The 25,569-nt window shown below is 68.5% G+C and carries 26 protein-coding genes; 8 read left to right on the top strand and 18 right to left on the bottom strand.

All coding sequences use genetic code 11. The annotated features are described in order from the left end of the window. Nucleotides 1-35: 35 nt before the first annotated feature. A complete protein-coding gene (locus ACGFH6_RS27260) occupies nucleotides 36-854 on the top strand; it encodes a phosphotransferase (protein WP_393389388.1) in 819 nt (272 codons plus the stop codon). Between the two features lie 24 nt (nucleotides 855-878). Here the strand turns inward: ACGFH6_RS27260 and ACGFH6_RS27255 are convergent, their stop codons facing one another. Beyond that, nucleotides 879-2,381 carry an MFS transporter gene (locus ACGFH6_RS27255; RefSeq protein WP_393389386.1) on the bottom strand — a complete coding sequence of 501 codons (1,503 nt, stop codon included), beginning with the start codon at nucleotides 2,379-2,381 and terminating at the stop codon, nucleotides 879-881. A gap of 134 nt (nucleotides 2,382-2,515) precedes the next feature. Between ACGFH6_RS27255 and ACGFH6_RS27250 the strand changes: the two genes are divergently transcribed. Beyond that, entirely contained in the window at nucleotides 2,516-3,247 is a 732-nt protein-coding gene (locus ACGFH6_RS27250; RefSeq protein WP_393389383.1) for a TetR/AcrR family transcriptional regulator, read from the top strand. A gap of 12 nt (nucleotides 3,248-3,259) precedes the next feature. On the opposite strand, the gene ACGFH6_RS27245 is transcribed toward ACGFH6_RS27250, so the two are convergent. The 10 genes from ACGFH6_RS27245 to ACGFH6_RS27200 all read right to left on the bottom strand — a co-directional run bounded on the left by ACGFH6_RS27245 (nucleotide 3,260) and on the right by ACGFH6_RS27200 (nucleotide 12,724). Continuing rightward, nucleotides 3,260-4,315 carry a Gfo/Idh/MocA family protein gene (locus tag ACGFH6_RS27245; protein ID WP_393389380.1) on the bottom strand — a complete coding sequence of 352 codons (1,056 nt, stop codon included), beginning with the start codon at nucleotides 4,313-4,315 and terminating at the stop codon, nucleotides 3,260-3,262. A gap of 1 nt (nucleotide 4,316) precedes the next feature. Continuing rightward, nucleotides 4,317-5,159, bottom strand: coding sequence for a sugar phosphate isomerase/epimerase family protein (locus ACGFH6_RS27240; RefSeq protein ID WP_393389378.1), 843 nt, complete (start codon nucleotides 5,157-5,159; stop codon nucleotides 4,317-4,319). Next, nucleotides 5,156-6,316: an ROK family protein gene (locus ACGFH6_RS27235; protein ID WP_393389375.1), complete on the bottom strand. Its 1,161-nt coding sequence runs from the start codon at nucleotides 6,314-6,316 to the stop codon at nucleotides 5,156-5,158. Before ACGFH6_RS27235 ends, ACGFH6_RS27240 begins: the two co-directional genes overlap by 4 nt. Nucleotides 6,317-6,405: 89 nt before the next feature. Beyond that, nucleotides 6,406-7,083, bottom strand: coding sequence for a YidC/Oxa1 family membrane protein insertase (locus tag ACGFH6_RS27230; RefSeq protein WP_393389372.1), 678 nt, complete (start codon nucleotides 7,081-7,083; stop codon nucleotides 6,406-6,408). Nucleotides 7,084-7,130: 47 nt separating this feature from the next. Then, a complete protein-coding gene (locus ACGFH6_RS27225) occupies nucleotides 7,131-7,397 on the bottom strand; it encodes a DUF6412 domain-containing protein (protein WP_393389370.1) in 267 nt (88 codons plus the stop codon). Beyond that, complete coding sequence (locus tag ACGFH6_RS27220) at nucleotides 7,397-8,716, bottom strand: RNA polymerase sigma factor (RefSeq protein WP_393389367.1); 1,320 nt, start codon at nucleotides 8,714-8,716, stop codon at nucleotides 7,397-7,399. The genes ACGFH6_RS27225 and ACGFH6_RS27220 overlap by 1 nt, the downstream gene beginning before the upstream one ends. A 273-nt stretch (nucleotides 8,717-8,989) precedes the next feature. Continuing rightward, nucleotides 8,990-9,610 (bottom strand): HhH-GPD-type base excision DNA repair protein, encoded by a 621-nt coding sequence (locus tag ACGFH6_RS27215; protein WP_360445922.1) that lies wholly within the window; start codon nucleotides 9,608-9,610, stop codon nucleotides 8,990-8,992. Between the two features lies 1 nt (nucleotide 9,611). Beyond that, nucleotides 9,612-10,025 carry a universal stress protein gene (locus tag ACGFH6_RS27210; protein WP_393389363.1) on the bottom strand — a complete coding sequence of 138 codons (414 nt, stop codon included), beginning with the start codon at nucleotides 10,023-10,025 and terminating at the stop codon, nucleotides 9,612-9,614. Nucleotides 10,026-10,404: 379 nt separating this feature from the next. Then, nucleotides 10,405-11,883 carry a glutamate--cysteine ligase gene (locus tag ACGFH6_RS27205; RefSeq protein WP_393389360.1) on the bottom strand — a complete coding sequence of 493 codons (1,479 nt, stop codon included), beginning with the start codon at nucleotides 11,881-11,883 and terminating at the stop codon, nucleotides 10,405-10,407. Between the two features lie 79 nt (nucleotides 11,884-11,962). Then, nucleotides 11,963-12,724: an MBL fold metallo-hydrolase gene (locus ACGFH6_RS27200; RefSeq protein WP_393389358.1), complete on the bottom strand. Its 762-nt coding sequence runs from the start codon at nucleotides 12,722-12,724 to the stop codon at nucleotides 11,963-11,965. Between the two features lie 36 nt (nucleotides 12,725-12,760). Here ACGFH6_RS27200 and ACGFH6_RS27195 point away from each other — a divergent pair, with 36 nt between their 5' ends. Beyond that, on the top strand, nucleotides 12,761-14,116 hold the full coding sequence (locus ACGFH6_RS27195; protein WP_393389356.1) for a DNA polymerase IV: 1,356 nt from the start codon (nucleotides 12,761-12,763) through the stop codon (nucleotides 14,114-14,116). Between the two features lie 91 nt (nucleotides 14,117-14,207). On the opposite strand, the gene ddaH is transcribed toward ACGFH6_RS27195, so the two are convergent. Next, on the bottom strand, nucleotides 14,208-14,969 hold the full coding sequence (gene ddaH / locus ACGFH6_RS27190; protein ID WP_393389354.1) for a dimethylargininase: 762 nt from the start codon (nucleotides 14,967-14,969) through the stop codon (nucleotides 14,208-14,210). Nucleotides 14,970-15,038: 69 nt separating this feature from the next. Here ddaH and ACGFH6_RS27185 point away from each other — a divergent pair, with 69 nt between their 5' ends. After that, entirely contained in the window at nucleotides 15,039-15,548 is a 510-nt protein-coding gene (locus ACGFH6_RS27185; protein WP_393389352.1) for a hemerythrin domain-containing protein, read from the top strand. Between the two features lie 3 nt (nucleotides 15,549-15,551). On the opposite strand, the gene ACGFH6_RS27180 is transcribed toward ACGFH6_RS27185, so the two are convergent. The 4 genes from ACGFH6_RS27180 to ACGFH6_RS27165 all read right to left on the bottom strand — a co-directional run bounded on the left by ACGFH6_RS27180 (nucleotide 15,552) and on the right by ACGFH6_RS27165 (nucleotide 18,783). Continuing rightward, on the bottom strand, nucleotides 15,552-16,283 hold the full coding sequence (locus ACGFH6_RS27180; protein WP_393389350.1) for an MBL fold metallo-hydrolase: 732 nt from the start codon (nucleotides 16,281-16,283) through the stop codon (nucleotides 15,552-15,554). Then, a complete protein-coding gene (locus ACGFH6_RS27175) occupies nucleotides 16,280-16,672 on the bottom strand; it encodes a YccF domain-containing protein (protein WP_360445936.1) in 393 nt (130 codons plus the stop codon). The genes ACGFH6_RS27180 and ACGFH6_RS27175 overlap by 4 nt, the downstream gene beginning before the upstream one ends. Nucleotides 16,673-16,765: 93 nt before the next feature. Further along, nucleotides 16,766-17,902, bottom strand: a complete 1,137-nt coding sequence (locus ACGFH6_RS27170) for a saccharopine dehydrogenase family protein (protein WP_393389348.1) — start codon at nucleotides 17,900-17,902, stop codon at nucleotides 16,766-16,768. Further along, nucleotides 17,899-18,783: an SDR family oxidoreductase gene (locus tag ACGFH6_RS27165; protein WP_393389345.1), complete on the bottom strand. Its 885-nt coding sequence runs from the start codon at nucleotides 18,781-18,783 to the stop codon at nucleotides 17,899-17,901. The genes ACGFH6_RS27170 and ACGFH6_RS27165 overlap by 4 nt, the downstream gene beginning before the upstream one ends. Nucleotides 18,784-18,856: 73 nt before the next feature. Between ACGFH6_RS27165 and ACGFH6_RS27160 the strand changes: the two genes are divergently transcribed. From ACGFH6_RS27160 to ACGFH6_RS27145, 4 genes are all read left to right on the top strand, one after another. Beyond that, nucleotides 18,857-19,447 carry a TetR/AcrR family transcriptional regulator gene (locus ACGFH6_RS27160; protein ID WP_393389342.1) on the top strand — a complete coding sequence of 197 codons (591 nt, stop codon included), beginning with the start codon at nucleotides 18,857-18,859 and terminating at the stop codon, nucleotides 19,445-19,447. A gap of 9 nt (nucleotides 19,448-19,456) precedes the next feature. Then, complete coding sequence (xth, locus tag ACGFH6_RS27155) at nucleotides 19,457-20,260, top strand: exodeoxyribonuclease III (RefSeq protein ID WP_393389341.1); 804 nt, start codon at nucleotides 19,457-19,459, stop codon at nucleotides 20,258-20,260. Between the two features lie 57 nt (nucleotides 20,261-20,317). Further along, a complete protein-coding gene (locus ACGFH6_RS27150) occupies nucleotides 20,318-22,396 on the top strand; it encodes a S9 family peptidase (RefSeq protein ID WP_393389338.1) in 2,079 nt (692 codons plus the stop codon). A gap of 392 nt (nucleotides 22,397-22,788) precedes the next feature. Beyond that, a complete protein-coding gene (locus ACGFH6_RS27145; RefSeq protein ID WP_393389335.1) occupies nucleotides 22,789-23,748 on the top strand; it encodes an RNA polymerase sigma factor RpoD/SigA in 960 nt (319 codons plus the stop codon). 60 nt (nucleotides 23,749-23,808) lie between these two features. Here ACGFH6_RS27145 and ACGFH6_RS27140 read toward each other — a convergent pair whose 3' ends face one another. Continuing rightward, nucleotides 23,809-24,708, bottom strand: coding sequence for an endonuclease/exonuclease/phosphatase family protein (locus tag ACGFH6_RS27140; protein WP_393389332.1), 900 nt, complete (start codon nucleotides 24,706-24,708; stop codon nucleotides 23,809-23,811). 99 nt (nucleotides 24,709-24,807) lie between these two features. Beyond that, nucleotides 24,808-25,524, bottom strand: coding sequence for an HAD family hydrolase (locus tag ACGFH6_RS27135; protein ID WP_393389330.1), 717 nt, complete (start codon nucleotides 25,522-25,524; stop codon nucleotides 24,808-24,810). Nucleotides 25,525-25,569 lie beyond the last annotated feature (45 nt).

Raw genomic sequence — 25,569 nt, 5'->3', positions numbered from 1 at the left:
AGATAGCGTGTCCGGGACTACGAACTGGGGGCGCCGTGCAGACCTGGACCGATGACGGGGAAGAGATCCCGCTGACCGGTGGTGACGTGACCGAAGGGCTCGTCCGCGTGGGCGACACCGTACGGCGTCCGCCCGGCGAGCGGACCGAAATGGTCCGGGACCTGCTGCGGCACCTGGAGTCGGTCGGGTTCGACGGCGCCCCGCGTTTCCTCGGCGTCGACTCCGCCGGCCGCGAGGTGCTCAGCTACATCGACGGTGAAGTCGCCGGCCGGCCGCAGCCCGGCTGGATGGCCGACGAGGAGCGCATGACCTCGGTCGCTCGACTGGTCCGCGCGTACCACGACGCGGTCGAGGGATTCGGGATCCCTACCGACCTGCCGGCGCCGATCGAGCCGCCCGGCCTGCCGACGCTGGATGATCCGCCGGAGCTGGTCGGTCATCAGGACATCACTCCGGACAACGTCGTGTTCCGCGACGGCCGCGCGTACGCGCTGATCGACTTCGATTTCGCCCGCCCGGTCAGCCGGGCTCGTGAGCTGGTCAACCTCATGTTGTGGTGGGCGCCGTTCGGCGACGACGCCGATCTCGACCCGGCCCAGCGTGGCCTGGATCGCCCGCGCCGGTGCCGGCTGATCGCCGACGCGTATGGGCTCTCGTTGCCGGACCGTCACCGACTGATGGGTCTGTCGTCTGCGCTCAACGAGCGGGGCTGGCACAACATGAAGTACCGCGCGGACACCCTGGGCGGCGGCTGGCAGCGGATGTGGGACGAAGGCGTGGGCGACACGATCAAGCACCGCCAGGTCTGGCTGGACGACAACGCCGACTCCATCACCGCAGCCCTGCTCGGTTAGAGCAGGGCTGCAGGATTCGCCGGATCAGTGCACAACCGCCGGGGTCTCCTCGGCGGCGCCGGCCTCGGGGTCGGCGCCGGCCTTCTTGTCGCGGAGAAGGACGAAGGCGAGCACCGCGGATCCGAGAACCGCGATCGCGCTGACGACGAAGGTCCCGGACATCGCGTGGGCGAACGTGGTCTTGGCGACTTGGGCCAGGGCGTCGTCACCGTTGCTCGCGGCAACGGCCAGCGCCTCACCGATCGAGCCACGTGCTTGGGCCGGTGTGGACTCCGGCATCTTCGCGGTGAAGTTGTGGGCCAGGGCGCTGCCCAGGATCGCGATCCCGAGCGCCGCTCCCGCCTGCTGAACGGTGTCGTTCAGCGCTGAGCCGACACCGGCGTGCTCGTGCGGCACCGCACCCATCAGCGCGGCGGTCGCCGCCGGCTGCGCCAATCCGGCACCGACGCCGAACACCACCAGCGCGACCGTCACCATGCCGAAGCCGTCATCGGCGGAGAGCGTCGACATGACCCAGAAGCCGACGGCCAGTCCGACCAGTCCGGCCACCGTCATCGGCCGGTTGCCGATCTTCTGGCCGAGCGTGGCCCCGACACCGTTGACGACGATCACGCCGACCGCCATCGGGATCATCGCCAGGCCGGCCTTGGTCGGCGAGAACCCGAGCACGAACTGCATGTACTGCGTCAGCGCCAGGATCAACCCACCGTTGGCGACCTGGAGCAGCACCAGCGACAGGCTGCCGCCGCTGAAGTTGCGGCTCCGGAACAGCTCGAGCGGAACCATCGGCACCGGCGTACGCAGCTCCCAGGCGACGAAGGCGGTCAGGCTGACGACGGCGATCGCGAGCATCGGCCAGGACACACCGTGCTCGGGCAGCTCGATGATGACCCAGACCAGTGAGACCAGACCGACCATCGACAGCAGCGCTCCGAGCGGGTCGGGCTTACGCCACGGGCTCTTCGACTCGGGCATCAGGATCACCGCGGCCGCGATCGCCAGTACGACGACAGGCACATTGATCAGGAAGACCGAACCCCACCAGAACTTGGCGATCAGCGCACCGCCCAGGACCGGGCCACCGATCAGGCCGACCATCAGTACCGAACTCCAGATCGACATCGCCTTGCGGCGTTCGTCGTCGTCGAAGACCGTGATCAGCACCGACAGCGTGCTCGGCATCACGATTGCGCCGCCGATCCCCATCAGCACCCGGCCGGTGATCAGCATCTCCGGGCTTCCGGCGTACGTCGCGACCAGTGAGGCGGCACCGAAGATCGCCAGGCCGGTGATCATCACCTTCTTCCGGCCGTACCGGTCGGACAGGCTGCCGGCGGTGAGCAGCAGGCCGGCGAAGACCAGGATGTAGCTGGCCACGATCCACTGGATCTCCTGGGCGGTCGCCCCGAGGTCCTCGGTCAGCACCGGGATGGCCACGTTGAGCACACCGTTGTCCAGCACCAGGACGAGGGTGCTCAGGCAGAGCACGATCAGAATCAGCCACCGACGCGGATGACGAGCGGTCATCACGAACCTCCTCGGGTCTTAATTGAACGGTGTGCAGCTTGCTTGAACAGTGTGCAGTGAGGATTGAACGCTGGTCAAGTCCTGCACATCGTTCAGGTACTCGGCTACAGTGGAGGCCGACGAGGAGGATGAGGATGGCGACCGAGGAGTACACGTCCGTCTGGACCCGGCCGAAGCGCGGCCGGCGGCGGGAGCAGCCCGCGCTCACCCAGGACCAGATCGTCGCGGAGGCGATCAAGCTGCTGGACGCCGACGGCCTGGAGGCGCTCACCATGCGGAAGCTCGGCGCCGCCCTCGGCGCGGTCGCCACCGCGGTCTATTGGCACGTCGCGAACAAGGAGGAGCTGCTCGAGCTCGTCGTCGACGAGGTGCACGGGGAGATCGAGGTCCGCCAGGCAGCCGACGCGGCGCAGTGGCGCGAGGCGGCCGAAGCGTCCGCGCGCAGCCTGCGGTCGATGATCGTGCGCCACCCGTGGGTCGCGCCGACCCTGGCCGATGTCGGGATGAACTACCTGGGTCCGAACCTGATGCGCGTCTCGGACGAGATGCTCGGCATCTACCTGACCGCTGGATTCGGACTGCTCGAGGCGGACCAGGCCTCCAAGACCGTGCTCGGCTACGTCATCGGGATCGCCTCGGTCGAGGCGGCGACGATCAGCAAACTGCACCGCAGCGGCAAGGACATGGCCGAATGGCAGGCGGCAGTCTGGCCGGCGGCGGTGCGAGCGGCCGAGCCGTACTCGCGGATGCGCGCCCTGTACGCCGCCTATGGCGGCACCGACCTCCAGGCCGGCGCCGAAGACGGCTTCAGCTACGGCCTCGGCCGGATCCTCGACGGTCTCGAGGCCCGGCTGGGACGTAGCTGAAGCCGGTACCGCTCAGCGGGTGATGGCGACCTCGGACCCGTTCCGGGCGGACTCGTAGATCGCGGTCAGGATCCGGGCCATCTCGAGACCGTGCTCCGCCGTGGCGTCGGCCGGGATCTCCCGGCGGCAGATCCGCAGGAAGTGGTCGATCTGGTTGGCGAATCCGACGGTGAAGTCGAACCCGAGCGAATCGATCTGTGGCTGGATGTGCAACAGGGTGTCGTGCCGCTCGGTGATCATCAGCAGCTCGGGCTCGATCTCCGCGCCGCCCTTGTCGCCGTGGATCTTCACACTCGTCGAGTTCCGCGCGTGCAGCGAGTACGACGTGTCCACGTCGAGAACCGCCCCGTTCTCGAACCGGACCTGCGCGGTCGCGTAGTCCTCGACGTTGTTCACCCGGGTCTCCGACGCGGCCCGGTACCGGGTCAGATGCTTGATGTTGTCCCGGGCACCCAGCGGCGAGAAGGTCGCACCCGAGACCGACACCGGAGCGGGCATCCCCATCAGGTACCAGCACAGGTCGATGATGTGCACACCCAGGTCGATCAGCGGGCCACCGCCCGAGACCGTCACGTCACCGAACCAGCCACCGGGGTTGCCGGCGGCGCGAATGATCGTCGCCCGCGCGGCGTAGATGTCGCCGAACTCGCCCTCGTCCAGGAACCGCTTGGTGACCAGGGCGTTCGGAGCGAAACGGCGTACGTAGCCGATCTGCAGCGCCTGCCCGGTCTCCTTGGTCGCCCGGACCAGTGCCTCGGCCTCGGCGACGTTCACGGACATCGGCTTCTCGACCAGCACATCCTTGCCGGCCCGCAGCGCCGCCTCGGCGAACTTGGCGTGCAGGAAGTTCGGCACGCAGATGCTCACCGCGTCGACCTCGGGATCGGACAGGATCTCGTCGACGACATCCGTCGCCTTCGGTACGCCGAACTTGTCGGCCTGCGCCTTGGCGCGGGTCCGGTCGATGTCGCACACGGCGACCAGTTCGGCCTGCGGATTCTTCTGGTACGAGATCAGGTGCTGGGTGGCGATGGAGCCCACCCCGATCACAGCAATGCGAGTCGTCATGTCAGGCAGCTCCAGCCAGTCCGAGGATGTTGTTGAGCGAGCGCTCGATGGCGTTCGGAGTCGACTCCAGGCCCTCGAACTCGAGGCTCACATGCAGTTCGGGCCTGGTGCCGACCAGCGCGAGCAGGCTCGCCAGGTCCAGGTCTCCGTGCCCCGCGATCGTGCCGAGCAGGTAGTCGCCGGACAGAGTCTTCAGCCAGCCGTCCCCCGCCGATCGGCGGATGTGGAAGTCCTTCACGCCCACGATGGCCGCGATGTCGATGAGTCCGGCGGCGGTCTTGCCGGGCACCTCGCCGACGCAGAGTCCGTTGCCGAGGTCCAGCGTGACCCGGAAGTTCGGGCGATCCACGGCGTGCACCAGCCGGGCCAGCCGGTCGCTCCCGTTCATGAAGAAGCCGTGGTTCTCGATCGTCGACACGATGCCCAGCTCGGCGGCGTGGTCGGCGACCGCACGGCAGCCCTCGACGACCTTCTCGAACGTCGCCTCGAACTCCCCCGGGTCCTTCTCACGCCACGACCACGGGGCGACGTCGTGACGGAAGATGCGAGCGCCGAACCGGTGCGCGACGTCCAACTGCCGGCGGAGGCGGTCGATCTCCTTGTCCTCCGCCGTCCGCAGGTCGCCGCTGACCAGGTAGTTCACGATCGGTACGCCGAGGTCGGCGGCGTGCGCGGCCGCATCACGGACGACACCGTCGTTCTCCAGGTAGTACTCGCCGTCCATGGCGGCGATCTCCAGATGTCCCGCGGGTGACGACGCGACCCAATCCAGTACTGCGATCAGGTCCATCTCGCCGCTGGCCATGAGGCTGCGAAAGCAGTACGAGCTGACTCCTAGCTTCACGTGCTGGTCCTCTCCAGGTCGTGAGTGATCCGGCGCCACGGACTCGGGTAGTCGTGAACGCCGTAGATGCGTGTACTGAACTGGTCGAACGCTGTGCCGACCGCCCCGAGCACCACGGCCTCGCGGCCGAGGGCCGAGGCGACGAACGGTGGGCGCTCGGGGAAGAGCAACTCCCTCTCGACCGCGGCCTCGAGCGAACGAAGCAGCGCGGCACTCTCCTGCGCGGGTCCACCCCGCACGACCACGATCTCGGGATCGACGACCAGCAACACCGTGGCGATGCGTCCGGCGATCTGCGCACAGAAGTCGTCGATCTCGGCCTGGGCGGCCGCGTCGCCGGCGGCCGCCGCTCGCAGCACGGCCTCACCGGTCGGGTGTGAGGTCCAGATCAGCTGTCCGCGGTCCGCGTTGCGCGTCCAGCGCATGCCTCGCTGCGCTCCGAGCTCGCCGGCCAGGCGGTGGCGTCCCTGCCGAATGACTCCGTTCAGGACGATCGACACGGACAGCCGATGGCCGATCTGGAGATAGACGACATCGGAGTACCCGCGTCCCGCGCCGCCACGCTGCTCGGCCAGGGCGGCCAGCTTGATGTCGTTGTCGATGGCAACCGGGCGGCCGAGGTCCTGCGACACGGTCTCCGCGATCGGCAGGCCGACCAGTTCGGGGAGCGCGAGACTGGCGCGCAGGTGACCGTCCGCCTCGACCACACCGGGGAGAGCCAGTCCGACCGCACGAAGGCGTCCGAGATCGAGCGAACTCTCGTCCGCCGCGGCGTGAATCGCGCTCTGGATCGACGAGATCTCGGCCGGCCGGTCCCGCTTCACCTCGGTGTAGCCCAGTCGGCGCCCGGACAGGTCGCAGATGATGGCTCGCACCCCGCGCGGGCCCAGGTCCACTCCGGCCACGAGTCCCGCCTCCCGGGCGAACCGGAAGGCACGCGCAGGCCGCCCCGGCCCCACGATCGACGGATCGGTGGGCACGACCAGACCAGCCTCGACGAGATCGTCGAGCACGGCGTGCACCGTGGGTCGCGACAGTCCGGTCTCCGCGCTGATGACGCCGACGGTCTGCGCGTCGTCGGCGTCGGCCAGGGCGCGCAGGCAGGCGACCTGGTTGGCCGATCGCTCCGCCTGAGCGGCTCCTCGTGCAGTGTCCATCGACCCCAACTTATTATGCAACCGGCTTTATTAAAGACGGTATCAGAATCAGTCGCCGGGTCGCAACCAATCGTTGCTCACGGCAACCGTCAGCGCTGCAGGATCGTGCGTTCGACGACGGTCCAGGTGGTCGTGGTGAGCAGGTAGAGCCCCGCGGCGAGCGGGAGGAAGGCGGCACTCAGCAGTGTGCCGAAGGGCAGGATCCGGGCGAGCCGGCGGGACAGGGGCGTCGCGGTCTCGTCGAGTTGGCGAAGCTGCAGGCGGGCCGAGAACCAGGCGACGACTCCCAGCAGTACGGCGAGCACGAGGAAGGCCGGCGTACCGGTGAGCACCGGCCAGTGCAGGCCGAGCGGTGCGCCGAGGAGGCTGCCGCTGATCAGCTGGTTCGACTCCCCCGCCACCATCGCCCGGGAGAACAGCGTGTACATCAGCCAGAAGAACGGCAGCTGCGCGAGCGTCGGCAGCAGACCGGCGAAGATCGACGTACCGGACTCCGCTTGCAGCTTGGCGAGCTCTCGTTGGAGACGCTCAGGATCACCGCGGTGACGATCGCTGAGCTTCTTCAGCTGCGGCATCAGTTCGGCGCGAGCACGCACCCCTCGATGCGCCCGCACGCTGAGTGGAACCAGACACAGCCGTACGACGAGGGTGCAGACAACGATCGCGATCACGGCGGCAGCGCTGCCGGCGAGCGGTTCGATGGCGGTGACGAGGGACGTGAGCAAGTGATAGGCACCGGCGACCGGTGCCTCCAGGAAGGAAGGCACAGCAGAACTCCACGAGTGAGAAGGAACGGGTAGCGCGAGGAAGAGCGCTACCGTCCCGGTGCTCGTGGACGTGGCCGACCGGCCGCGTCGGGATCGCGGAGAGACAGATAAGCGGTACGCCGGGCGTTGGCCCGGGTGGCGCTGACGCGCGCCGGCAGCGGCGAGGCGACCGAGCCTCGCGCCGACGAGCGCGCCACCAGGAGCAGAGTGAACAGCAAGGCCGCCGCCGTGAAGACGGCGGCGGCCAGAGTTGCCGTGTCGAGGACAGGCATCACCAGCGCGAGTACGCCGGCGAGTGCCTGACCCATCGTCATCAGTCCAGGTAGTCCCGCAGGACCTGCGAGCGGGACGGGTGGCGCAGCTTCGACATCGTCTTGGACTCGATCTGCCGGATCCGCTCGCGGGTGACGCCGTACACCTTGCCGATCTCGTCCAGCGTCTTCGGCTGGCCGTCGGTCAGGCCGAAGCGCATCGAGACCACACCGGCCTCGCGCTCGGACAGCGTGTCCAGCACCGCGTGCAACTGCTCCTGAAGCAGGGTGAACGAGACCGCCTCGGCCGGCACGATCGCCTCGGAGTCCTCGATCAGGTCGCCGAACTCGGAGTCGCCGTCCTCACCCAGTGGCGTGTGCAGCGAGATCGGCTCACGGCCGTACTTCTGCACCTCGATGACCTTCTCCGGGGTCATGTCGAGCTCCTTGGCGAGCTCTTCCGGAGTGGGTTCGCGACCGAGGTCCTGCAGCATCTGCCGCTGCACCCGGGCCAGCTTGTTGATCACCTCGACCATGTGCACCGGGATACGGATCGTCCGCGCCTGGTCGGCCATCGCGCGGGTGATCGCCTGCCGGATCCACCAGGTGGCGTAGGTGGAGAACTTGTAGCCCTTGGTGTAGTCGAACTTCTCGACCGCGCGGATCAGACCGAGGTTGCCCTCCTGGATCAGGTCCAGGAACAGCATGCCGCGGCCGGTGTAGCGCTTGGCCAGCGACACCACCAGGCGCAGGTTGGCCTCGAGCAGGTGGTTCTTGGCCCGGCGGCCGTCCTCGGAGATCCAGTCGTACTCGTCGCGGACCTTCTCCTTCAGCTTGGCGGCCTCGTCGCCCAGCTGCTCCTCGGCGAACAGGCCGGCCTCGATCCGCTTGGCGAGCTCGACCTCCTGCTCCGCGTTCAGCAGCGGGACCTTGCCGATCTGCTTCAGGTAGTCCTTGACCGGGTCGGCGGTGGCCCCGGCGACCATCACCTGCTGCTCGGGCTCGTCGGTCTCGTCGGCCTCGGAGACGACGAAGCCCTCGTCCTCGGTCAGCTCCTTCTCCAGCGGCTTGACCGCGTCCGGACTGAAGTCGGCCTCATCGACATCGTCCAGCGAGCGCGGCTTGCCGGTCTTGGGGTCGATCGCCAGACCAGCTTCGGAGACGGCCTTCTTCGCCGGCGCTTTCTTCGCGGCGGCCTTCTTCGCGGGGATACCGTCCTCCTTGGTGCCGGCGGCAGACTTGGCCGCGGCCTTCTTCACTGCCGCCTTCTTGGCAGCAGGCTCGGTCACTCGGGCGCTGGTCCTCGGAGCCGTGCTGCGGGCGGTGGCGGCCACGGCCCGGGCTGACTCGGCGGGAAGATTCTCGGACGAGCTGGACGACACGAATTACCTCTCGTCTGACGCAGGGTTTGTACGGCGGTACGACGTTGTGTTGGTGCTGGTGATGCCACGTACTCAGGGTGTTCTTGGGTATGACTGTGTGCGGCTGCTCGCTGGTCAGGCGGCGGCAACACTACATTGTAATCCGCGAACCAAGCCCGGGCGCGCCACGACCCCCCGATCGGCGCGCTCAGGCCTCCGCCGGGCGGGTGTCCCCGCTCCGGTGGAGGCCTGGTCGGTACCGCCGTCGAACAGTGCGTTTGCGGTCGTCCGTTCTCAGCCGTTCCGGGTCTGCCGCAGTGGACGGGCCACCACGCGTTGCCGGACCAACTGCTGCTCCTGCTTGAACTGTCTCACCTTCACCAAAGACGCCACGTCGATCACGTCCGCGACGGACTTGTACGCGCCGTCCTCGCCGTACGGCTCGGATGCCTCGCGCCAGCCCCGCGGCCGGACCTTGAGTTGCTTGCCGAGCAGCGCGACGAAGATCTTCGCCTTCTGCGCGCCGAAGCCCGGCAGGGCCGACAACCTGGCCAGCAGGTCGTCCCCTGACTTCACATCGGACCACAGGCCCGAAGCGTTACCGCCGTACTCCTCGTCCAGGTGCTTGGCCAGCGTCTGGATCCGGGCCGCCATCGCGGTCGGGAACCGGTGCACGGCCGGCGGACCGGCCACCACCTCGACGAACGCGTCCGGGTCGTAGTGCGCCACCGTGGACGGATCGAAGGGGCCGTCCATCCGCTTGGCGATCGCGACCGGTCCCGCGAACGCGCGCTCCATCGGAATCTGCTGGTCCAGCAACATGCCCACCAGCAGGGCGAAAGGATCTCTGCTCAGCATCTCGTCGGCGTCGGGCTGCTGTGCGAGGCACAGCTTCTTGCTGCGTGTCGAAGTCACCTCAGTCCTCCCCTTCGTCGGCCTTCACGGCCAGCACCGGACACGGAGCGTCGAGCAGCACCCGCTGGGCATTGCTGCCGAGAATGAGCTTGCCGACCGGGGACCGGCGCCGAAGCCCGATCACGATGAACTCGGCATGCACCTGCTCGGCGACGGCCACCAGGTCCTCCGCCGGGTCGAGTCCACGCACCAGTTGCCGCACCTCGTAAGGCACACCGGTCGAGTCGAGCTGCTCACGTACCTCCGTCAACGCGGCATCGCTCGCCGCGGCCTCACCACTGTCGAAACTGCGCCCACCCCGGTGTGAGTTGACCACCACCAGCTTGGCGTCGCGAAGCGTCGCCTCTTCGGCCGCCCGCCGCAGGGCCGCACGGCCCTCGGCCTTCGGCACGTAACCCACGACGATGGTCGTCATCGCCCTGCCTCACCTCCGGGTGTCGTGTCGACCCGTCTCGAACGATACTGCTCCCGACCGTGGTCGGCATCCGCTGGATTTACACCAGCTGTGTCGCGGCCGTGACGGACGGCTGATCGTCGCGCGGGTAGTACTCCACCACCGCCCCGGCCGCCGATGTGGCAGCCACGCCGGTGCCCGAGTACTACCCGCGAGAAGACTGTCTAACCTTCCGGTGGCCACACCTTTGCAGGGCTGTCACCCGACGCGCCACCCCTGTAGTCCGGGTCGTTATCGAACTCGTCCACCCAGTTGCCTTGGGCAAGGTCGCAGCGGTTCCGCCGGAGGGACCTCAGTTCCGCCCGGACTGTCCGACGTTGTCGGAAACCAACTAACCGGTTCAGTCCACCGGCCACTCGTGCACAGGCGTGTTCTCGTGCATGTGATCGCGGTACCGATGGAGCATTCCGCGCAGCGCGTCCCGCCGTCCGTGCGATCCCTTTGTATACAGTCGGTGAAACTCGTCGGCCTGCCACGACGCACCGTTGCGGTTGGTCAGGCACCGCTGCTCGATGATTCCCAGCAGCCGATCGCGCACCGCGGCGTCGACGCCCCAGGCGTCGAGACCGCGAGAAGCCAACGGGAGCAGGCGTCTGAGCACAAGCTCGGTCGCCCGGGCGGTCCCGACGCCCGGCCAGAACACCTCCGCGTCGATGCCGTGCCGGGCCGCTTCGTGGAAGTTCTCCTCCGCCGCGCTGAACGACATCTGTGACCAGATCGGCCGTTCGTCGTCGGCCAGGGCACGGACCAGGCCGAAGTAGAACGCCCCGTTCGCGATCGTGTCGACCACGGTCGGGCCGGCCGGCAGCACGCGGTTCTCCACCCGCAGATGCGGCTTCTCCCGGACAACGTCGTACACGGGCCGGTTCCAGCGATAGATCGTCCCGTTGTGCAGCCGCAACTCCGAAAGAGCTGGGGTGTCGCCGCGATCGAGAACGGCGATCGGATCCTCGTCGGAGGTGACCGGCAGCAGCGCCGGGTAGTAGCGGGAGTTCTCCTCGAACAGGTCGAAGATCGAGGTGATCCATCGTTCACCGAACCACACCCGCGGCCGGACGCCCTGCGTCTTCAACTCGTGGGTGCGGGTATCGGCGGCCTGCTCGAACAAGGCGATCCGCGTTTCCCGCAATAGCTCCTTACCGAACAGGAACGGCGAGTTCGCACCCACGGCGAGCTGTACGCCGGAGATCGCCTGGGCCGCGTTCCAGTACCGCGGGAACGCCTCCGGTGTCACCTGCAGATGGAACTGCGTCGACGTACACGCGGCCTCGGGCACGATGCTGTCCGCGGTGACCTGCAACCGCTCGATGCCGTCGATCCCGATCTGCACGTCCTCGCCGCGGGCGGCGAAGATCTGGTCGTTGAGCAAGGCGTAGCGCGGGTTCGTGCTCAGCGCCTCGCGATGGATGTGTTCGGTCAGCAGCGTCGGCAGGATCCCGACCACCACCATCGACGAGCCGGTCCGGGCCGCCTTCTCCTCGGCCGCGTTCAGGCTGTCGCGGATGTTCGACTCCATCGTGTCCAGGCCGATGCCGTCGATCTGCCCGGGCGGAACGTTGATCTCGATGTTGAACTGGCCGAGCTCGGTCTGGAACGCGTCGTCCTCGATCGCGCTCAGCACCTCGGAGTTCTTGAACGCCGGATCGCAGTTCTCGTCGACCAGGTTCAGCTCGATCTCGATCCCCGTCATCGGCCGCTCGGGCGCGAACCGGGCCTCGCGCAGCATCCGCGCGAAGGCGTCGAGATTGCGATGGACCTGGTTGCGGAACGCCGTCCGATCCGCCCGGGTGAATTCGACCCGGTCGACTTCCTCGCCCATCTGCGCCTCCCCTGGTGGCTACTGGCCTCAGTGTGCCTGAAGGGTGCCCACCTGTGTGAGACGCAATCGCGTGCTGGAGTCAGACCGGATAGACGATGAAGTGATCGCGCACGATGCGGACCGGCTCCGGGCCGGCCTCGTCGAGGACCTGGGCCAGCTCGGTCAGTACGCCGGGATCGAGCGGCAACTCGTGCTCGTCCGGATGCTTGTCGGCGCCCATCTCGAAGTCGCGGCCGGGCTCCCGGGTCAGCTCGATGTGCGCACCCAGGATCTGCTCGACCGGATTGCCCGCGGCGACGAACCCGGCCAGCCGGGCCACGCTCGCCCGGAACGCGGGCCAGTCGAAGACGTACAACCGGCCCGGGTACAGCGAGTCGCCGCTGAACAGCACCTTCGACGTCCGGTCGTAGACGGCGATGTGCGACGCGTGGTGCCCCGGGATCGGGATGATGTCCAGCACCCGGTCGCCGAGATCGAGCTGGACCACCTCGTTCGGCCAGTCCGCGATCCCGAAGTACGCCGCAACGTCCTCGGCCGTCCTGCCGACGACCTGGTCGAACTCGTCGTCGCCACCGACGTGGTCGCCGTGGCTGTGGGTGTGCGCGACGATCAGCTCCTGACCGGACAGCAGACTCTCCACCACCGGCCGCAGCTTGGCGTCACCGGTGCCGGTGTCGAGCAGCAGGGCACGTTCGGTGCCCAGCAACAGGTAGATGAACGGTCCTTCGAAACTGGTCCGAAGCGACTGGCGGATGATCGCCGTACGTTCGTCGTACCAGTGGATCTGGTGTTCTGGGCTGGCCGGGTCGGTGCCGTCGTCCCAGTGCGTGGGGAATGTCATTCCAGAATTGTCGGTCATGCCAGGGAGACTGGTGCCGTGCGAGGGGATCCGTCGGTGCTGCATGTCGACCTGGACGCGTTCTATGCGGCGGTCGAGCAGCGCGACAAGCCGTCGTTGCGGGGCAAGCCGGTCGTGGTCGGTGGCGTCGGCGTCCGCGGTGTCGTCTCGACCGCGTCGTACGAGGCCCGCAAGTACGGCGTGCGTTCCGCGATGTCGACCGCGGAGGCACGATCCCGCTGTCCGCACGCGGCGTACCTCGGTCCACGCTTCGAGGTGTACCGGCGGAGCAGCCAGGCGGTGATGGCCGAGATGCGGGCGTTGTCGCCGCTGGTCGAGCCGTTGTCGCTCGACGAGGCGTTCGTCGATCTGTCCGCGTCCGGGCTGACCGGGCTCACCGTCGAGGACGTGCAGGCGATCGCCCTGGATCTCAAGGCCGCGATCCGGAAGGCAAGCGGCGGCCTGACCGCGTCGGTCGGCGCCGGTACGTCGAAGCTGATCGCGAAGATCGCCAGCGACCTGGACAAGCCCGACGGCGTGGTCGTCGTGCCGGCCGGGTCCGAGGCGGAGTTCCTCGCGCCGATGCAGGTCACCGTGATCCCTGGTGTCGGGCCGGCGACCGCGCAGCGGCTCAGTATGGCCGGCGTGCGCACCGTCGCCGACCTCCAGCAACTCGACGAGGACGAGTTGATCCGCCAGGTCGGCTCCGCGCACGGCAGCAGCCTGTACCGGCTGGCGATCGCGGCCGACGACCGTCCGGTGGTGAGCGACCGGGAGACCAAGTCGGTCAGCGTCGAGGACACCTTCGAGACCGACATCATCGACCGTTCACTGCTGGCCGCGATCGGCGACCGGATGGCGCACCGCGTCTCCGAGCGGCTGCAGAAGGCGCAGCTCTCCGGCCGCACAGTCACGGTCAAGACGCGGATGCACGACTTCACCACGCACACGCGGTCGTCCACGCTGGCCGGGCCGACCGACGACGCCCGGGTGATCGCGCGAGTGGCGCGACGGCTGCTCGACGACAGCGAGATCGGCGGCGGGATCCGCCTGCTCGGAGTGGGCGTTTCCTCGCTCGCCGACTGGATCCAGGACGACCTCTTCACCGAGAGCGAGTACGCCGACGCCCCGGTCGAGGTGGTCGAGTTGCCGGAGCGGACGCGCGACCAGCTCGGGTTCTACCCGGGTCAGGACGTCGCTCATCCCGACTATGGGCGCGGCTGGGTCTGGGGCTCGGGCCGCGGCCGCGTGACCGTGCGGTTCGAGACCGCGGACACGCCGCCGGGTCCGGTCCGGACCTTCGCGATCGACGACCCGGCCTTGACCAAAGTTGTTATCGCCTCAGCGGAAGGAGACGACGAACCCGAGCCCGGCCAGAACGGGTTGAACGAATGAGGAACAGCGGGGGCCTATCGAGGCCTGCGGTGTCGGTGCGGCGCGCGGTAAGAGGCGCGATCTTCAGGCGGTCGAGGCTGCGAGGCCTTGCTCACCGCCGAAGGCGCACCGACAGGCACGTGACGCAGCCTTCGAGCTTCTCGAACTCGCTGATGTCGACGACGACCGGCCTGTAGCCGAGTTGCTCGAGCAGCTTCGCGGACTCCGGTGCCGAGGCGGCGATCAGCAGGCGACCCTCCCCCAGCAGTACGACGTGCGACCCGGCTTCCTCAGGCATCGGGCGGAACGACTCGAACGCCTCTGGGTCGTCGACGAGCGGCTCATAGCCGATCACGGTCCCGTCCGGTAGCGCCGTGACCGCGGACTTGAGGTGCAACACCTTCTGCACCGGCACGGCGCGGACCTCGGCTCCCAGTGGCGCGAAGGCCTCACGGAGTTGCCGGATGCCCTCGTCGTTCGTGCGGCCGCCTTGGCCGGCGTACACGATCGAGCCGATCTTGAGGATGTCGCCGCCGTCGAGGGTGCCGGGCTCGGTGATGTGGGTGGTGCGGTAGCCCTGTGCCGCGACGGTGCGCTCGGCTTCGGCTGCCTCGCGTCGTCGCTCGTCCGCGCCTGATCGGGCGATCACCGCGAGGTCGCCGTACACGACCATCGTGTCCTCGACGAAGACGCCGTCCGGGCACCCGTCGATCGCCGGCACCTCGATCGTGGTCCAGCCGTGCGCCTCGAGGGCGTCGACGTACTGCTGCCACTGGCGTACGGCGAGGTCCACGTCGACCGGCGTGCGTCGGATGTGGGTGACCAGGCCCTCGGCGAGGCGCGGGCTGGGGCGTCGGACCAGGGCGGACGGCATGCGTGCAGGTTAGCCGGTGCCGGCCTGGGTACCGGCCGGGCTGACGTTTCTAGATGTGGAGGGCAACCAATGCCGAAGATCCTGCCGGCGACCGGCGGCGACGTGGTCGAGATCATCCTGGCGGACCACCGGTGGTTCGAGGAGGCGCTACGTGAACTGCGGGACGTGCGCAGCGATCGGTCCGCCGTACTGGCCGACCTGGCGACCGTGCTGATCGCGCACGCGGAGGCGGAGGAGTCGAAGGTCTACCCGATGCTGCGCCGCAAGGACGCGATCGACGCCGACGAGGTCGAGCACTCCGAACACGAGCACGACGAAGGCAACGCAGCGCTACTCGCGCTGATGGAGGTCGACGACACCGGCAGCGAGAAGTTCAGCGAGAACCTGCATGAATTGTCCGAGGCCCTCACGCACCACCTGGACGAGGAGGAGCGTGATGTTCTCAACCCCGCTCGCACCGACGTGTCCGAGGAGACCCGGCGCAACCTCGGCGACGCCTTCGCCGAAGAACGCGCCCGCCTGATCGAGTCCGGCTGCGGCCACATCACGAACGTCCGCAAGATTGTCGAGAGTGCCTGAGGCTCACAGCGGGACTGTGAGGCCCTCCTCGGCCGCGATCACCTCGCCGCCGAACTCCTGCTGTGCCTCGGCGACAGAGATCGACCGGTCGGAGCCGGGCCAGAAATGCGTCAGCAGCAAGCGCTTCGCTCCGCGCGCGTGCCGACCAGCCTCGGTCGCCGTCATCAGATAGCGCGGCGTCGTGTCCGGTGACGGGCCTTGATGGGTCGCGTCCGAGATCAACAGATCCGTTCCCTCGGCCAGCTTCCGCAGATCGGGTGACGGACCGCTGTCGCCGGTGTAGGCGACGGACACCCCGGGCGCGGTCAGGCGGACACCGAAGTTGGTCTTGTAGTGCGGCAGTTCCACGGTCTCGACCGCGAACGGACCGAGCCGTCTGGTCGCCGCGAGGTCGTGTACGTCGAAGACGGTCGCCGGATCCGGGTCCGGCTCGAGCGCCCGCAGTACGTCGACCACCCCCGGCGGACAGTGCAGCGGGACCGGCGGTGCGTCCGGTGCCTCGTAGAAGCGAACGCGCGCGAGACCGCTCACGTCGACGCAGTGGTCGGGATGCTGGTGCGTGACGACGACCGCGTCGACCTCACCCCTGGGCCGATGCTCCAGCAGTCGCGGCAGAGCGCCGTACCCGAGATCGAGTACGACGCTGAAGCCGTCGTACTCGAGCAGGAAGCCGGCGCACGCTCGCCCGGCCTCCGGCCAGGCGCCGCACGAGCCGAGGACGGTGAGCGCCCTCAACGGACGGCGAACGGCTGGTCGGTCGGCACGATCTCCTTGCCCAGCGGCAGCAGCGAGATCGGGATCAGCTTGAAGTTGGCCAGGCCGAGCGGGATCCCGATGATCGTCACGCAGAGCGCGATCCCGGTGGCCAGGTGTCCGAGCGCCAGCCACCAGCCGGCGAAGACGACCCAGATGATGTTGCCCAGTACGGCGCCCGCCCCGGCACTCGGCTTGTCGACCATGGTCCGGCCGAACGGCCACAGCGTGAACCCGGCGATCCGGAACGACGCGATGCCGAACGGGATGGTCACGATCAGCACGCAGCAGATCACACCGGCGATCGCGTAGCCGACCGCCAGCCAGAACCCGGCCAGCACCAGCCAGATCAGGTTGAGAAGTGTCCTCATGCTGCCAGCGTGCCACCCCACGGGGTGCTCCAGACCGCTCCGCGCCATAAGCCCGGGATCATTCCGGGGCACCCTGACTCGGGAGCAGGCGTCCTAGTACTCGTCGGTGCTCAGGGTGGCAAACGTCATCCCGGCGTTCACCAGGCGCTGCCGCAGCGCCGGTCCCATCGCGGCGGCCGTGGTGGTCTGGCCGGCTGTCGTGGGGAGGTCGTCGCGACAGAGGCACAGAGCGCTCTCGGCCAGCATCTTGGCGGTTTCGTCGTACCCGGGATCGCCGCCGGCCACCTCGGTGATGACCTGCTTGCCGCCACCACGGCCGACGAAGCGGACGTTGAACCAGGACCGCGCCCGGCGCTCCGGACTCGGCCCGTCGCCTGGCTGCAGCCGCTTGAGCAACGCGTTCCGGGCCGGCGGGATCTGGGCGGCCGCCATCAGCAGGGCGGCCCCACCGATGCCTCCGGCAACCATCGGGAGGCGCTTGAGCGCGGCGTAGTGCGAGTACCGGAAGTCCGGGCCGTACTCCTCGAGCAGCCGGGCGGAGTAGCCGACGATCTGTGGGTCGATGGTCGGCAACGGAACCGCCCAGAAGCCTTGCTGCCGGTGGATCCTGCCGGAGACCGCCCTGGCCTTCCGACCGTCCGGCCCTGGCTCGGCGCGGCGACGTGCCCGGTGTGCTTCGAGGTGCTGCTTCGGCCGGGAGAACGCCGTGATCGCGGTATGGAAGGTGCCCCCGGACGGACGGCCGCCGGCCCGCAGGAGACCGTCGACCTGGATCGGGACGCGCCGCGGCAACTGCTCGACGGTGAACTGGACGCCGAGGTCGTACGGGATCGAGTCGAAGCCACAGGCGTGCACGATCCGGGCACCGGTCTGAACGGCACGTCCGTGATGGCGCACGTACATGCGATCGACGAACTCGGACTCACCGGTCAGATCGAGGTAGTCGGTCCCCGCGTCCGCACAGGCTGCCACCACTGGCTCGCCGTACCGAATGTAGGGACCGACGGTGGTGGCTACGACCTTGGCCGACTCGGCAAGGGCCTGCAGAGACTGGGGATCCGTGACATCGGCGCGCAGGACGTCCTTGCCGAAGGCCTCGAGCTTGCCTTGGTTGCGTCCGGCAACGGCCCACTTGAGGTCCGGCGGCGCGCTCCTGGCCAGGTACTCCGCGGTCAGGGCTCCGGTGAAGCCGCTGGCGCCGAGCAGGACGACGTCGTACTCGCGGCTCATCTGCCCGCGGCCTTCTCGGCGTCGGCGCGGCCGCCGGCGCCGGTCGCCCGGGAGGAGGCCGCGGCGCCGCGCGCCTGGACGTCGGCGAGCGCGGCCCGATCGGCCTTCGGCACGCTGAACCGCGAGCCCGCCTCGATGACGTGCGGGATCACCCAGCGGAACACCTTCATCGCCCCGATCCAGCCCGGCACGTGCACGGTCCGACGGCGCTTCCTGATCCCGTCGACGAACTTGTCGACCGCGAAGTCCAGCGGGTACACCTTGCTCGCCAGCGGGATGCCGGTGCGCATCTTGCCGAACACCGGGTGCTCGTCGGCGCCACGCACCATGTCGGTGTCGACGAAGGTCATGTGTGCGACACCGACCCGTACGCCCAGGTGCTTGAGCTCCGGGCGCAGCGTGTCCCCCATCGCTTCCACGCCGGCCTTCGCCACGTTGTACGCCGCCAGCCCGGGGATATGGACGATCGCCGCGAGCGACGAGACCAGCAGCAGGTAGCCCTTGCTCTCCAGCAGATACGGCAGCGTCAGGTGGACGGTCCGCCAGACGCCGAACAGGTCGACGTCCACGACGCGCTCCCACATCGCCGGGTCCATGCTCCGGCTGAACCCTGGCGCGGCGATGCCGGCGTTCGCCATCACGACGTCGATCCGGCCGTACCGCTCGGCCACCGCCTCGACCGCGGCCCGCAGCGACTCGGTGTCGGTGACATCGGCCTCCCACCACCCCGCGTCCGGCCCGCAGTCCTCGGCGACCTTCTTCAGCTCGTCCGGCTCCAGACCGATCAGTGCCAGCGTGGCGCCGTCCCGCGCCAGCTTCCGGGCGACCGCGGCGCCGATTCCGCGGGACGCACCGGTGATGAGGACGACCTGACCACGCATCTGGACCTCCAGCTTGTTGAGTGGATACTCAACAGTAAGTGCTTGTTGACCGATTACTCAATAGACTGGCCGTATGACCCAGACCTCGTCCGCCCGGCTGCGCCCCGGCGAACGCCGCAACCAGATCCTCGCGGCCGCCCGCCGCGTCCTGGTCGCCGACCCGCACCGCGAACTCACGGTCGAACTGGTCGCCGCCGAGGCCAAGGTGTCCCCCGCGCTGCTGTTCCACTACTTCGGCTCGAAGAAGAAGTTCCAGTACGCCGTCATCGAGGAAGCGGCTGCCGAAGTCATGCTGCGCACCGCACCCGACCCGTCGCTGCCTCCCGGCGAGCAACTCCGGTCCGGCATCCGCGCCTTCGTCCGTGCGGTCCTCGAAGCACCTCAGCTCTACCGCGCCACCCTGCTGATGTCGGCCGCCGGCGACCCCGACGTACGCGCACTGCACTCCGAGATCCGCCGGGTCTTCAGCACGTGGGTCGTCAGCGCGGTCGCCCAGAGCGGCATCGAGATCACCCCGACGGTCGAGCTCGCCTGCCACGGCTGGCAGGGGTACGTCGAGCAGACTCTGCTCACCTGGATCGACAACCCCACCATTTCCGCCGAGGCCCTCGAACACCTCTGCGAACAGTCCCTCGACGCCATCCTCACGACCACCGAGGGTTAGGGTTCACGGGTGCTGAAGGTTGCCACGGTGAATGTGAACGGTGTCAGGGCCGCGTTCCGGCGCGGGATGGGTCCGTGGCTGCAACAGACCGATCCGGATCTGTTGCTGATGCAGGAAGTTCGCGCGACGGACGACGTACTGCGGGAGCAGCTCGGCGGTGACTGGAACATCGCGCACGCCGAGCCGTCGATCGACGGGCACAAGGGGCGTGCGGGAGTCGCAGTGGCGAGCCGCCGGCCGATCAAGGACGAGCGGAGAGACATCGGTCCGGAGCGGTTCGCCGGGTGTGGCCGGTGGGTCGAGGCGGACGTCGTACTGGACGACGGCACGACGCTGACGGCGGTGAGCACGTATGTGTTCACGGGTGAATTCGAGACGCCACCGCGGCAGGAGGAGAAGTACGCGTTCCTGGACGCGATCACCGCGCGGCTGACCGAGTTGCGCGCCGACGGGCGGTACGTGCTGATGTGCGGCGACCTGAACATCGCGCACCGCGAGGTCGACCTGAAGGCCTGGAAGGCGAACCGGAAGAAGAGCGGCTTCCTCCCTGAGGAGCGCGCCTGGATGGACCGCCTGTTCGAGTCCGGCTGGGTCGATCTCGGCCGGCGCTTCGGCGGCGAAGGCCCCGGCCCGTACTCCTGGTGGTCCTGGCGCGGCAAGGCGTTCGACAACGACGCCGGCTGGCGCATCGACTACCAGATCGCCTCTCCCGAACTCGCCGGATCCGCCACCGGTTGCGTCGTCCACCGCGCCCCGACGTACGCCGAACGCTGGAGCGACCACGCCCCGGTCGTCGCGACGTACGACGTCTGATCGGGCGGCTACGGAAACCGGCAGCCACGTCCGGTGTCCGGCAGGTAGTCTCGCGGCATGTCCGACTTGAACTCTCTCCCGAAGCCCCCGGTCGCTGCCCGGAAGCCGATCGAACGCAGTCACCACGGCCACGTGTTCGTCGACGACTACGAGTGGCTGCGGGACAAGACCGACGACGAGGTGCTGGACCACCTGCGCGCCGAGAACAGCTACACCGAGGCCCGGACGGCGCACCTCGAATCGTTGCGTGAGGCAATCTTCAAGGAGATCTCGGACCGCACCCTGCAGACCGACCTGAGCGTGCCGGCCCGGCGCGGCGGGTACTGGTACTACGCCCGCACGATCGAGGGCAAGCAGTACGGCATCCACTGCCGGGTGAAGGTGGACGGCGACCAGCCCCCGGCCACCGACGGCGAGATCGCCGGCGAAGAGGTGATGCTGGACGGCAACGAGGTGGCCGGCGACTCGGAGTTCTTCTCCCTCGGCACCGTCGACGTCTCCCCCGACGGCCGGCTGCTCGCGTACTCCGTCGACCTCAAGGGCGACGAGCGGTTCACCCTGCGGATCAAGAACCTCGCCACCGGCGAACTGCTGCCGGACGAGCTGCCCGAGGTGCACTACGGCTCGGCCTGGTCCGCGGACGGGTCGACGATCTTCTACACCAAGGTCGACGACGCCTGGCGGCCGTACCAGGTCTGGCGGCACACCCTCGGCGCGACCGAGGACGTGCTCGTGAAGGAGGAGCCCGACGAGCGGTTCTGGGTCGGGGTCGACCTGGCCCGCAACGAGCAGGCGATCCTGATCGCGCTCGGCAGCAAGATCACCAGCGAGGTCTGGCTGCTCGACGCCCACGACCCCACCGGCGAGCCGGTCGTCGTCGCGCCCCGCCGCGACGGCGTCGAGTACGACGTCGAGCACGCCGGAGACCAACTGCTGATCACGCACAACGCGGACGCGGCGAACTTCTCCCTCGCGACCGCGCCGCTGGACTCCCCCGGCTCCTGGACCACGCTGCTCGAGGGCGACGCGTCGAGCCGGCTGCTCGGTGTCGACGCGTTCGCCGACCACGTCGTCCTGCACCGCCGTCGGGACGCCCTCACCGAGCTCGCGATCATGCGCCGTACCGAGGGGGGTTTCGGGGCGCCCGAGGTGCTGGAGTTCGACGAGCCGATCCACACCGTGTCCCCCGGCCGCAACGACGAGTGGCACGAGACCCGCTACCGGTTCGGCTACACGTCTCTCGTCACGCCCGGTTCCACGTACGACGTGGACGTGGCGACCGGTGAGCGCCGGCTGCTGAAGCGGCAACCCGTGCTCGGCGGGGTCGACCTCGGCGCGTACACGCAGTACCGCGAGTGGGCGACGGCGAGCGACGGGACAAAGGTGCCGATCTCGCTGGTCGCACGCAAGGACGTCGCGAAGGACGGCAACGCGCCGGTCGTGCTGTACGGGTACGGCTCCTACGAGAGCTCGATGGACCCGTGGTTCTCGATCCCGCGGCTGTCGCTGCTGGACCGCGGCGTCGTGTTCGCGATCGCGCACGTACGCGGCGGCGGCGAGCTCGGCCGGCACTGGTACGACGACGGCAAGATGCTTGCCAAGCGGAACACGTTCACCGACTTCGTCGCCGCGGCCGAGCACCTGGTGAAGGAAGGCTGGACCCGGCCGGAGCGGATCGTGGCGCAGGGCGGAAGCGCCGGCGGCCTGCTGATGGGCGCAGTGGCGAACCTGGCGCCGGAGGCGTTCGGCGGAGTCGTCGCCGAGGTGCCGTTCGTGGACGCGCTGACCACGATCCTGGATCCGTCGCTGCCGTTGACGGTGATCGAGTGGGAGGAATGGGGTAATCCGCTCGAAGACGCGGACGTGTACGAGTACATGAAGTCCTACTCGCCGTACGAAAACGTCACCGCCCAGCGGTATCCGCGGATCCTCGCGATCACCAGCCTGAACGACACCCGGGTGTTCTTCGTCGAACCCGCGAAGTGGGTGGCCAAACTCCGCGCGGTCGCGGACGCCGACGTACTGCTGAAAACCGAAATGGACGCCGGCCACGGCGGCCGCAGCGGACGGTACGACGCGTGGCACGAGATCGCCTTCAGCCTGGCCTGGGAGCTCGACACCCTCGGTCTGGCCTGACCCCGCGTTTCGGGCGGGAACACGGCGGGTACCGGCGGCGTTGCTGCTGGTTGGAGAGGTTGGAGGCTGGGTTCCCCCGGCACCACGCACGGCGTGTGTTGTGCAACACACAAGGCACCGGAGGCGGTGGTGATTCTGGACAGATTCTCAGGTTTCTTCCGCGGGGTGCCGCCGGGCACCGGAGGCGAATTCCCGCGCAAAGCAAAGGGGAATTCGGACGCGCGGACGCAAAGGCGGCCGGGAAGCGGACACGAGCGGCTCCTGGACATCGGTTTCCAGGGCGTGATCGTGCCAGGAACTCTCAGGGAACCTTCAGGGTGTTTACACACTCGTCGTGGAATCTTGAACCTCACTCGAGCGTTGCTCTCCATGTAACGACGAAGGGAGTTTCGGTGGCTCGCATGGCTCGTGTCCGCTCGGCGGACGACGGTATCGACGGCAAGGACAGCGTCGGTCTCTATCTCGAGGAGATCGCGCGGACACCTTTGCTGACGGCTGAGGAAGAGGTCGAGCTCGCTGAAACGGTCGAGGCAGGACTCCTGGCGGAGCAACTGCTGGCCGAGGGGCGGGTTGGACGCAAGAAGGGCGGAGCGCCCAAATATGCGACGGAGGAAGAGCTGGAGTGGCTGGCCGAAGAGGGCCAGCGCGCGCAGCAGCGGTTCGTGACCGCGAACCTCCGGTTGGTGGTGTCGATCGCACGCCGGTACGGACGATCCCAGATGCCGCTGCTGGACCTGGTCCAGGAGGGCAACACGGGTCTGATCCGGGCGGTGGAGAAGTTCGACTACCGGAAGGGATTCAAGTTCTCGACGTACGCGACCTGGTGGGTGCGGCAGGCCATCACCCGCGGTATCGCGCAGCAGGCCCGAGTGGTCCGGCTGCCGGTGCACGTGGTGGAGCAGCTGAACCAGATCGGGTCCGCCCGGCGGACGCTCGAGCGCAAGCTCGGCCGTGAGCCGGAGATGGACGAGATCGCGGCGGAGCTGGACCTGGACGTGGAGCGGGTCACCGAGTTGATCCGGATCGGCCGGGACCACATCAGCCTGGACAACCCGATCGACGACGAGGGCGAGACCTCGCTGGGCGACCTGATCGCGGCCGAGACCGCGCCGGGCCCGGACCAGCTGGTCGCCGACGCGTCGGACCGCTCGGGCCTGTTCAGCCTGGTCGACCAGCTCGACCCGCGCTCGGCCGACGTGATCCGGCGGCGGTACGGCCTGCACGACGGCCGGCAGGCCAAACTCGCCGACATCGGCGCCGTGCACGGCATCTCCGCCGAGCGCGTCCGCCAGATCGAGCGCGAGGCCCTTGGCCGCCTCCGCCTGCTGGCAGACCCGACCCTCGCCGCGTAACCCCCACCCCGAAACCCCTCGAAGGACCCCCAGCCACACCGGCTGGGGGTCCTTCATTTCTCAGCCCAGGTGGACCCACGACTCCACCGGCAGGTGGTCGCTCGGGAACTGACCATCGCGGCTGAAGGTGTTGATGTTCGCCTTCGAGACACGCATCCCGGGGGTGGTGAGGATCCAGTCGATCCGGTCGCCGTTCGGGGTGAGCGGCTTGTAGCCGTGGAAGGTGGCGTAGAGGGGGCTGCGCTGCTCAGCGGTGACCCAGCTGTCGGCGAGCTTGCCGCTGGTCACGAGCTTGTCGTAGACCGTCAGCCCCGGCTTGGCGGCCTCGTTGTAGTCGGCGGTCATGATCACCGGCAGCGCCGGGTCGAACGCCGCCAGCTTCTGCAGGATCAGGTCGGCCGACTTCGACCGTGCCGTCGCGTCGAACGCCTCCAGGTGCGTGTTGACGGCATAGAACTCCTGCGACGTCGCCCTGTCCTTGAACCGGACCCACGTCACCATCCGCGGGCAGCATCCACCCCAGGTCTGGGAGCCGATCACGTTCGGGGTGTCCGACAGCCAGAAGTGGTCGTACTCGAGCGGCTCCAGCCGGCGCTGGTCGAAGAAGATCATCATGAACTCCCCCTTGCTGCCACCCTCGCGTCCGAGCCCGATGTGGTCGTACGTCGGCCCGAGGTCGGCGGAGATGTCCTGCAACTGGGAGTACAGCCCCTCCTGGGTCCCGATCAGCTCCGGCCGCGCCCGGCGCAGCAGCTCGCGCATCACGGGACGCCGGTCGGTCCAGGTGTTCGGTGGGGTGTCGCTGGCGTAGCGCAGATTGAACGACATCACGTGGAGCGGACCGTCGGTGACGGCGGCCTCGGCCTCGGTCTCGCCGGCCGCCGGCGAGACCCCACTGACGAGGGTCAGGCCGGCGGCAGCCGCCGCCACGAGCGCGGTGAAGGTACGACGGGTGAACATGTTGGAAACCTCCAAGGGCGGGATGCTCGGAGGTTGGACGTTAACCAGACTCGGTGGCCGGCCGCTAGCCGTAGCGCGTCGAGCACATGACGTGACCGGTCAGGCGACGGCCTTGTTCCAGGTGTCGATCAGCGCGGGGAGCTCGGACAGCCGCTGGACGGTCGCGTCCGGCTCGCCTTCGGTGTGACCGATCTGCTCCACCGGGATCGCGCTGTGCGGGATGTGCACCGCCCGCATCCCGACGTTCTGCGCGCCCCACACGTCGTCGAACAGCCGGTCGCCGACGAACAGGCACCGCGACGGCTCCGACTCCCCCACCGCCCGCATGGCCGACAGGAACGCCTCCGGGTGCGGCTTCGTGTACGGGATCTCGCTGGTGTAGACCGCCCCGTCCAGCAGCCCCAGTACGCCGTCCCGCTCGAAGATCTCCTCGTGGCGGCTCCGCGACCAGATCGTGTTCGACAGCACGCCGACCTTGAGCCCGCGGGCCCGGAGATCGCGCAGCGTGTCGATCGCGTCGGACTCGAGCTCGGTGTGCGGGTGCCACTGCCGCTCGTACTCGACCTGGGCCGCCGGGGTCATCACCACGTCGGCCAGCAGGCAGACCTCCTCGAGCGTGCTGCTCAGGTGCTGGTCGCGCGACCGGGCCCAGACCGAGGTCTCCGCCTCGAACAGCCGGCCGGCGAGCTCGTCCGCCCGGGCCTCGTCGATCGCCGCCGCCACCGTCCGCCAGACGGCGTACAGGTCGATGGTGTGCCAGGTCGCCAGTGTGCCGCCCCAGTCGAACAGGACGGCCTCGATCTTCGTGTTCGTCACGCGTCTACCCTGGCAGACGGCCCGGACAATTCTCGCCCGGTTTTT

The sequence above is a fragment of the Kribbella sp. NPDC049227 genome, from assembly GCF_043197265.1.
Taxonomy (GTDB): domain Bacteria; phylum Actinomycetota; class Actinomycetes; order Propionibacteriales; family Kribbellaceae; genus Kribbella.
The sequence above is the reverse complement of the archived record's forward strand: the minus strand, read 5'-3'. Positions and strand labels throughout refer to the sequence as shown.